Origin of the sequence: Serratia plymuthica NBRC 102599, from assembly GCF_001590925.1 — a bacterium.
Lineage (GTDB): Bacteria > Pseudomonadota > Gammaproteobacteria > Enterobacterales > Enterobacteriaceae > Serratia > Serratia plymuthica.
Window position 1 is genome coordinate 86,411 of record NZ_BCTU01000029.1, and the last position, 8,004, is coordinate 94,414.

The following is an 8,004-nucleotide window of genomic DNA, read 5'->3' on the forward strand; positions in this document are numbered from 1 at the left end:
GTCTCTGTCATCCCTTAGCTGAAAGTGTTGCCTCGACGACACGCATCGCCTCGACGGTTTCTTTAACGTCATGCACTCTGACAATCTGTGCGCCCTGCATAGCGGCGATCACCGCACAGGCCACGCTGCCGATAACCCGCTGTTCAGGGGGGACATTCAGCAGCTGTCCAATCATCGACTTACGCGACATCCCTACCAACAGCGGCAGGCCGAAGTGATGAAACTCTGACAATCTGGCCAGCAGTTGATAATTGTGAGCCAAATTCTTACCGAAACCGAATCCCGGGTCGAGCAGCAATTTCTGATTTGTAATGCCGGCGGCATTGCAACGTTCTATATGCCGCTGGAAAAATGTATTCACATCGGCAATCAGGTCGTCATAATGCGGCGCCTGCTGCATGGTGCGCGGTTCGCCCTGCATGTGCATCAGGCATACCGGCAGCCCGCTTGCCACGGCTGCGTCCAGCGCCCCCGGCTCCTGCAGCGAGCGAACGTCATTGATCAGATGCGCACCCGCTTTAGCCGACTCGCGAATCACCCCCGCTTTCGAAGTATCCACCGAGATAAAGACTTCAAAACGCCGGGCAATGGCTTCCACCACAGGCACCACACGTGCGATCTCTTCCTCTTCGCTGACCTCCGCAGCTCCCGGCCTGGTCGACTCTCCGCCCACGTCAATCATGGTCGCACCGGCCGAAATCAGCGCATGCGCATGCAACAACGCCTGATTCAAGGTGTTGTGACGGCCGCCGTCAGAGAAAGAATCCGGGGTTACATTGAGGATCCCCATCACCCGTGGATGGGAAAGATCGAGAGTCATGTCTCGCACGGTTAACTGCATCGCTAATTCACCTTACTGTCGCCTGGATCACTGCCCGCCGGGCAATAAAAAACCCCGGCATGCCGGGGTTCGATGTTATTACACAGCCGAAGTTACTTGTCTAGCTGTTCAGACAGGGTATTGCCTGGGTTTGGCGTGCGCGGCTCATCTACCGGCGTCGGGGCTTTTGGGGTGCCACCGTTGTCGGAATTGCTGCCCTTGTTCACATCGTCCCAACCCGCTGGCGGACGCACGTCTTTACGGTTCATCAGATCGTCAATCTGTGGCGCATCGATGGTTTCATACTTCATCAAGGCATCCTTCATTGAATGCAGGATGTCCATGTTTTCCATTAACAACGCACGCGCACGGATATAGTTGCGTTCGATCAGGGATTTCACTTCCTGGTCGATGATGCGCGCAGTTTCGTCCGACATGTGTTTCGCTTTGGCCACGGAACGGCCCAGGAACACTTCGCCCTCTTCTTCCGCATACAGCAGCGGCCCCAGCTTCTCGGAGAAGCCCCATTGGGTCACCATGTTGCGGGCAATCGAGGTCGCCACTTTAATGTCGTTCGACGCACCGGTAGAGACTTTCTCTGGCCCGTAAATGATCTCTTCAGCCAGACGACCGCCATACAGCGTAGAGATTTGGCTCTCCAGCTTCTGACGGCTGGCGCTGATTGCATCGCCTTCCGGCAGGAAGAAGGTAACGCCCAACGCACGGCCACGCGGAATAATAGTGACCTTGTGCACCGGATCGTGCTCAGGAACCAGACGGCCGATAATGGCGTGGCCTGCTTCGTGATACGCGGTCGACTCTTTCTGCGCTTCGGTCATCACCATGGAGCGACGTTCCGCGCCCATCATGATCTTGTCTTTGGCTTTTTCGAACTCAACCATCGACACTACGCGTTTGTTGCCGCGGGCGGCAAACAGCGCCGCTTCGTTGACCAGGTTAGCCAGGTCAGCACCGGAGAAGCCCGGGGTACCACGTGCAAGCACAGAAGCATCAACGTCTGGCGCCAACGGCACGCGACGTGAATGCACCTTCAGGATTTGTTCACGGCCACGCACGTCCGGCAGCCCTACCACGACCTGACGGTCGAAACGGCCTGGACGCAGCAACGCCGGGTCAAGCACGTCCGGACGGTTGGTCGCAGCGATGACGATAATGCCTTCGTTGCCTTCAAAGCCGTCCATCTCAACCAGCATTTGGTTCAGCGTCTGCTCACGTTCATCATGACCGCCACCCAGACCGGCGCCACGCTGGCGACCGACGGCGTCGATTTCATCGATGAAGATGATGCACGGTGCCGCTTTCTTCGCTTGCTCGAACATATCGCGCACACGGGAAGCACCCACACCGACAAACATTTCCACGAAGTCGGAGCCGGAAATGGTGAAGAACGGCACTTTTGCTTCACCCGCGATGGCTTTCGCCAGCAGGGTTTTACCGGTCCCCGGCGGGCCAACCATCAGCACGCCTTTAGGGATCTTGCCGCCCAACTTCTGGAAGCGGCTCGGCTCGCGCAGGTATTCCACCAGTTCGCTCACTTCTTCTTTTGCTTCATCGCAACCGGCAACGTCGGCAAAAGTGGTTTTGATCTGGTCTTCCGTCAGCATACGGGCCTTGCTCTTGCCGAAGGACATCGCGCCCTTGCCGCCGCCGCCCTGCATCTGCCGCATGAAGAAGATCCAAACCCCAATCAGCAACAGCATCGGGAACCATGAAATGAAGATAGAAGCCAGCAAACTCGGCTCTTCAGGCGGTTCACCAACAACTTTCACATTTTTCGTCAACAACGTATCAAGCAACTTAGGATCGTTGACAGGGATGTAGGTCGTGTATTTGTTACTGTCTTTCTTGGTAACGTTAATTTCACGTCCGTTGATTCGCGCTTCGCGAACCTGGTCCTGGGTCAGCTCGGACATGAAGGTAGAGTAATCCACCCTACGGCCATTCGACTCGCTGGGCCCAAAGCTCTGGAATACAGACATCAACACTACCGCGATGACTAACCAGAGAATTAGGTTTTTCGCCATGTCACTCAAGGGATTAACCTCATATTACAACTGTGTTAACAAACAGCGTTAGGGTACTACAGCTTGCGCCCTGTCGCTACAATGTACACTTCGCGCGAACGTGCGCGGGAAGCGTCTGGCTTACGAATCTTAACCTTCGTAAACAGGGAGCGAATTTCCCGTAGGTACTCGTCAAAGCCATCTCCCTGGAACACCTTCACCAGGAAACTTCCGCCTGGCGCGAGGACATCACGACACATTCCCAGTGCTAATTCCACCAGATACATCGATCTTGGAATATCGACGGCCGGAGTGCCACTCATATTCGGGGCCATGTCAGACATAACCACCTGAACCTTACTTTCACCTACACGTTCCAACAGAGCTTTAAGGACCAGTTCATCACGAAAATCGCCCTGAAGGAAATCGACACCAACGATAGGATCCATTGGCAAAATATCACAGGCGATGATACGACCGTTACCGCCGATCTGCGTTACTACATACTGCGACCAACCGCCCGGCGCTGCGCCTAAATCCACTACGGTCATGCCGGGTTTAAATAGCTTGTCACTTTGCTGTATTTCATCAAGTTTAAACCAGGCGCGCGAACGCAGCCCTTTTTTCTGCGCCTGTTGCACATATTTATCGCTAAAGTGTTCTTGTAACCAGCGACTGGAGCTAGCAGAACGCTTTTTATTAGCCATCTCGTTTTCCAACTATCATAAAAAGAGTCTTATGTCAGGTTCGCTGCTCACGTAGACTCACACCGGTGAAGACCGATTTGGTGATATACATGAGATGGCGGTAGAATGTACCGTTTTCAATCCCAACTTAAGCAAAAAAGACAATGAATCTGAATAATAAACAAAAACAGCACCTGAAAGGCTTGGCGCATCCGTTAAAACCGGTTGTCATGCTGGGTAATAACGGTCTCACCGAAGGAGTGCTGGCTGAAATTGAACAGGCTCTGGAACATCATGAGCTGATCAAGGTAAAAATCGCTGCTGAAGATCGCGAAACCAAAACCCTGATCGCCGACGCTATCGTGCGTGAAACGGGTGCCTGCAACGTACAAGTCATCGGCAGTACGCTTATTCTTTACCGCCCATCGAAAGAGCGCAAGATCAGTCTACCGCGTTAATAAGCATTGGGTTAACGAAAAGGTGCCATGCACCTGATTCAGATAAAAGGCCGCATGCGGCCTTTTTCCTTTCTTTACAAAACCCTGGCGAATTTCTGAGCGATTGGGCGTATATCAGAGATATTCAACCTTCAAGATCTCATAATCTACATCGCCGCCCGGGGTTTTAATGACGACCACATCGTCCTGCTCTTTACCGATCAAACCGCGTGCCATAGGTGAATTTACCGAAATCAGATTTTTCTTGAAGTCGGCCTCATCGTCACCCACGATTCGGTAAGTCACTTCTTCTTCGCTATCCAGATTCATCACCGAAACGGTGGAGCCAAAAATCACACGGCCATTGTTTGGCATCTTGGTGATGTCGATCACTTGCGCGTTCGACAGTTTGGCTTCAATTTCCTGAATACGCCCTTCGCAAAAACCCTGCTGCTCACGAGCCGCATGGTACTCTGCGTTTTCTTTCAAATCGCCGTGTTCACGGGCAGTCGCGATGTCCGCAATGATTTTAGGACGGCGCACGCCCTTCAGATATTCAAGCTCTTCGCGCAGTTTTTCAGCGCCAAACAAAGTCATCGGGATCTGTTTCATATAGTAAATACCTCTAAATCTTCCTGTTCAAATAGCCGTCGTCCTGACGTGTTCGAATGAAAAAACGGTGGGTGTATGCCCCCCCGCCTCCAGGCGACAAACAAAAGAAGCCTGACTCGGGACATTCGCCCAAGTCAGGATCGATTTTGCATTTTGATACGCATTTTAGCGTAGAGTTCCTTGAGGGTCATCGTTTACTTTCTCCCTGAATGCACCGTAGTATGACGGCACGTTATCCAGCTGTTATCCCGAGATTATGCGTTTTTCACGAATTGTCAGTGCATTGGCTTGCGCATTTGTTCTGAATGCAAATGCGGCCCCGGTGGAAGATTACACACAATATTTGCCTGATGGGGCCAACCTTGCCCTGGTAGTTCAGAAGATCGGCGCCGATGCGCCGACCATCGATTATCATTCACAGCAAATGGCGTTACCGGCCAGTACCCAAAAGGTGCTGACGGCGTTGGCTGCCTTGTTGCAGCTCGGCCCCGACTATCGCTTCACCACCACGCTGGAAAGCCAGGGCGACATCAGTGACGGTGTGCTGCGCGGCAATCTGATCGCCCGCTTCAGCGGCGACCCGACCTTTAAACGCCAAAGCCTGCGTAATATGGTGGCGATCCTGAAAAAACAGGGCGTGCGCCAGATTACCGGCGACGTGCTGGTCGACACGTCGGTATTCGCCAGCCACGACAAAGCCCCAGGCTGGCCGTGGAACGATCTGACGCAGTGCTTTAGTGCACCGCCGGCAGCGGCAATCGTCGATCGCAACTGCTTCTCGGTATCGCTGTACAGTGCGCCAAACCCAGGCGATATGGCCTTTATACGCGTAGCCTCTTATTACCCGGTCAACATGTTCAGCCAGGTGCGAACATTGGCGAGAGGCTCTGCGGACGCCCAATACTGTGAGCTGGACGTGGTGCCGGGCGAACTGAACCGCTTTACCCTGACCGGCTGCCTGACCCAACGCAGCGATCCGCTGCCGCTGGCGTTCGCCATTCAGGATGGAGCCAGCTATGCCGGGGCTATCTTGAAAGATGAGCTGACGCAAGCCGGCATCCAGATAGATGGCCACCTGAAACGCCAGACTCAACCTGGCCTGGCCGGCACGGTGATTGCGCAGACGCAATCGGCACCGTTGCACGAATTGCTGAAAATCATGTTGAAGAAATCGGACAACATGATCGCCGATACCGTGTTCCGCACTATCGGCCATGAACGTTTCGGCGTTCCGGGTACCTGGCGCGCCGGCGCGGACGCCGTACGTCAGGTGCTGCGTCAAAAAGCCGGGGTCGATCTGGGCAACAGCATTGTGGTGGACGGCTCTGGCCTCTCGCGTCATAACCTGCTGGCCCCGGCGACCATGATGCAAGCGTTGCAATACATCGCGCAGCATGACAGCGAACTGAACTTTATTTCGATGCTGCCGCTATCGGGCTACGACGGCACGCTGCGCTACCGTGGCGGGCTGCACGAAGCCGGTGTCGATGGCAAGGTTTCCGCCAAAACCGGTGCACTGCAGGGCGTGTATAACCTGGCGGGCTTTATCACCACCGCCAGCGGCCAACGTTTTGCTTTCGTGCAATACCTGTCGGGTTATGCCGTGCCGCCGGAAGATCAGAAACAGCGTCGCGCTCCTCTGGTGCGTTTCGAAAGCCGCTTGTACCGGGATATTTATCAGAATAACTGAGGGTCAGGATGAAACTGCTGATTGTTGAAGACGATGAGCTGTTGCAGCAAGGGCTGGCGCTGGCATTGGCCAACGAAGGCTATGCCTGCGACTGCGCCGCTACGGCTGCGCAAGCCAATGCGCTGCTCATTACCAGCCAATACAGCATGATCATCCTCGATCTCGGTCTGCCCGACCAGGACGGCGCCAGCTTGCTGCGGCAGTGGCGCCGTCAGCAAGTCGACTTGCCGGTGCTGATCCTCACCGCCCGCGACGCACTGGAAGACCGTGTCGACGGGCTGGACGCCGGTGCTGACGATTACCTGGTGAAGCCCTTCGCGCTGGTTGAGCTGCAGGCGCGGGTGCGCGCCTTAATCCGCCGCTATCAGGGCCACAGCGACAACCTCATGCAACTGGACGATCTCCAGCTCAATCTTTCCAGCCAGCAGGTTTACGTTCAACAACAGCCGGTTGAAGTCACGCCAAAAGAGTTCGCCATCCTGTCTCGCCTTATGATGCGCGCCGGGCAAACGGTCAACCGTGAACTGCTGCAGCAGGACCTTTACACCTGGCAGGATGATTTAGGTTCCAACACGCTGGAAGTGCATATCCATAACCTGCGCCGCAAATTGGGCAAGGATCGCATCCGTACCATCCGCGGTATCGGTTATCGCCTGGAATCCTCATCATGATCAGCATGCGCCGTCGTCTGTTGTTGATGCTGGCGCTGATCCTCCTGGTCACCCAGCTTATCAGCGCCTTTTGGTTGTGGCATGAAAGCCAGGAACAAATCAGTTTCCTGGTGGATGAAACGCTGTCGGCCAAGATCCGTACCGAGCGCGTCGACACCGAAATCGCCGAAGCGATAGCTTCGCTGCTCGCCCCTTCCCTGATCATGATGATCGTCACGCTGCTCGCCTCATTCTGGGCCATTAGCTGGATTATCCGCCCACTCAATCAGCTGCAACAACGGCTGGAAAAACGCTCCGCCGATAACCTGACCCCACTGCCGCTCAACAGCGACAGCCTGGAAATGAAAGCAGTCACCACTGCACTCAATCAGCTTTTCTCACGCCTGGACAACACCATCCAGCAAGAGCGGCTGTTCACCGCCGACGCGGCACATGAACTGCGCACGCCGTTGGCAGGGATCAGACTACACCTGGAACTGATGGAAAAACAGGGTATTGCGCAAAGCAAACCGCTGATTACCCGCATTGACCAACTGATGCACACCGTCGAACAACTGCTGATGCTGTCGCGCGCCGGGCAGGATTTTGCCAGCGGGCACTATCAACGTTTTGACTGGGTGAAAGATGTGATCCAGCCACTAAAGGATGAGCTTGAGGAGCTGGCCGCTCAACGCGAACAAAAGTTGTTTTGGCGGCTCCCTGCGGAGGCGCAAATCCATGGCGATCCGGTGCTGCTGCGCCTCTTGCTGCGCAACCTGGTGGAGAATGCGCACCGCTACAGCCCCGAAGGCAGCCTCATTCAGGTTAAGCTTATACCGCAGGACCGCGGCCACCTGCTGCAGGTGATCGATGAAGGCCCGGGCGTTAAAGAAAAGATGGCGGGTGAACTCACCCAGGCGTTCCGCCGTATGGATCAGCGTTATGGCGGCAGTGGGCTAGGTCTGAACATCGTAACCCGTATCGTGCAGTTGCATCAGGGACATCTGACGCTGGAAAATCGACAGGATGCCAGTGGGCTGAATGCCCAATGCTGGCTACCCGAAAACGTGCTGAATAAATAGCGT

General features: G+C 54.9%; 8 protein-coding genes. 4 read left to right on the forward strand and 4 right to left on the reverse strand.

The features are described from left to right. Nucleotides 1-7 precede the first annotated feature (7 nt). From folP to rlmE, 3 genes are all read right to left on the reverse strand, one after another. Complete coding sequence (folP, locus tag SPL01S_RS19800) at nucleotides 8-841, reverse strand: dihydropteroate synthase (RefSeq protein ID WP_062869309.1); 834 nt, start codon at nucleotides 839-841, stop codon at nucleotides 8-10. Nucleotides 842-933: 92 nt separating this feature from the next. Next, nucleotides 934-2,865 carry an ATP-dependent zinc metalloprotease FtsH gene (gene ftsH / locus SPL01S_RS19805; RefSeq protein WP_037430164.1) on the reverse strand — a complete coding sequence of 644 codons (1,932 nt, stop codon included), beginning with the start codon at nucleotides 2,863-2,865 and terminating at the stop codon, nucleotides 934-936. Nucleotides 2,866-2,921: 56 nt separating this feature from the next. Further along, nucleotides 2,922-3,551, reverse strand: coding sequence for a 23S rRNA (uridine(2552)-2'-O)-methyltransferase RlmE (gene rlmE, locus SPL01S_RS19810; RefSeq protein WP_004952836.1), 630 nt, complete (start codon nucleotides 3,549-3,551; stop codon nucleotides 2,922-2,924). A gap of 143 nt (nucleotides 3,552-3,694) precedes the next feature. On the opposite strand from rlmE, the gene yhbY reads away from it, so the two are divergent. Beyond that, entirely contained in the window at nucleotides 3,695-3,988 is a 294-nt protein-coding gene (yhbY, locus tag SPL01S_RS19815; RefSeq protein WP_004933536.1) for a ribosome assembly RNA-binding protein YhbY, read from the forward strand. Between the two features lie 114 nt (nucleotides 3,989-4,102). Here the strand turns inward: yhbY and greA are convergent, their stop codons facing one another. Then, nucleotides 4,103-4,579, reverse strand: a complete 477-nt coding sequence (gene greA, locus SPL01S_RS19820) for a transcription elongation factor GreA (RefSeq protein ID WP_004952832.1) — start codon at nucleotides 4,577-4,579, stop codon at nucleotides 4,103-4,105. Between the two features lie 256 nt (nucleotides 4,580-4,835). On the opposite strand from greA, the gene dacB reads away from it, so the two are divergent. From dacB to pmrB, 3 genes are read left to right on the forward strand one after another with little or no spacing between them, the layout of a single operon-like run. Next, nucleotides 4,836-6,269 (forward strand): serine-type D-Ala-D-Ala carboxypeptidase, encoded by a 1,434-nt coding sequence (gene dacB / locus SPL01S_RS19825; protein WP_004952830.1) that lies wholly within the window; start codon nucleotides 4,836-4,838, stop codon nucleotides 6,267-6,269. Between the two features lie 8 nt (nucleotides 6,270-6,277). Next, nucleotides 6,278-6,940: a two-component system response regulator PmrA gene (pmrA, locus tag SPL01S_RS19830; protein WP_063202402.1), complete on the forward strand. Its 663-nt coding sequence runs from the start codon at nucleotides 6,278-6,280 to the stop codon at nucleotides 6,938-6,940. Continuing rightward, on the forward strand, nucleotides 6,937-8,001 hold the full coding sequence (gene pmrB, locus SPL01S_RS19835; protein ID WP_063202405.1) for a two-component system sensor histidine kinase PmrB: 1,065 nt from the start codon (nucleotides 6,937-6,939) through the stop codon (nucleotides 7,999-8,001). The genes pmrA and pmrB overlap by 4 nt, the downstream gene beginning before the upstream one ends. Nucleotides 8,002-8,004 lie beyond the last annotated feature (3 nt).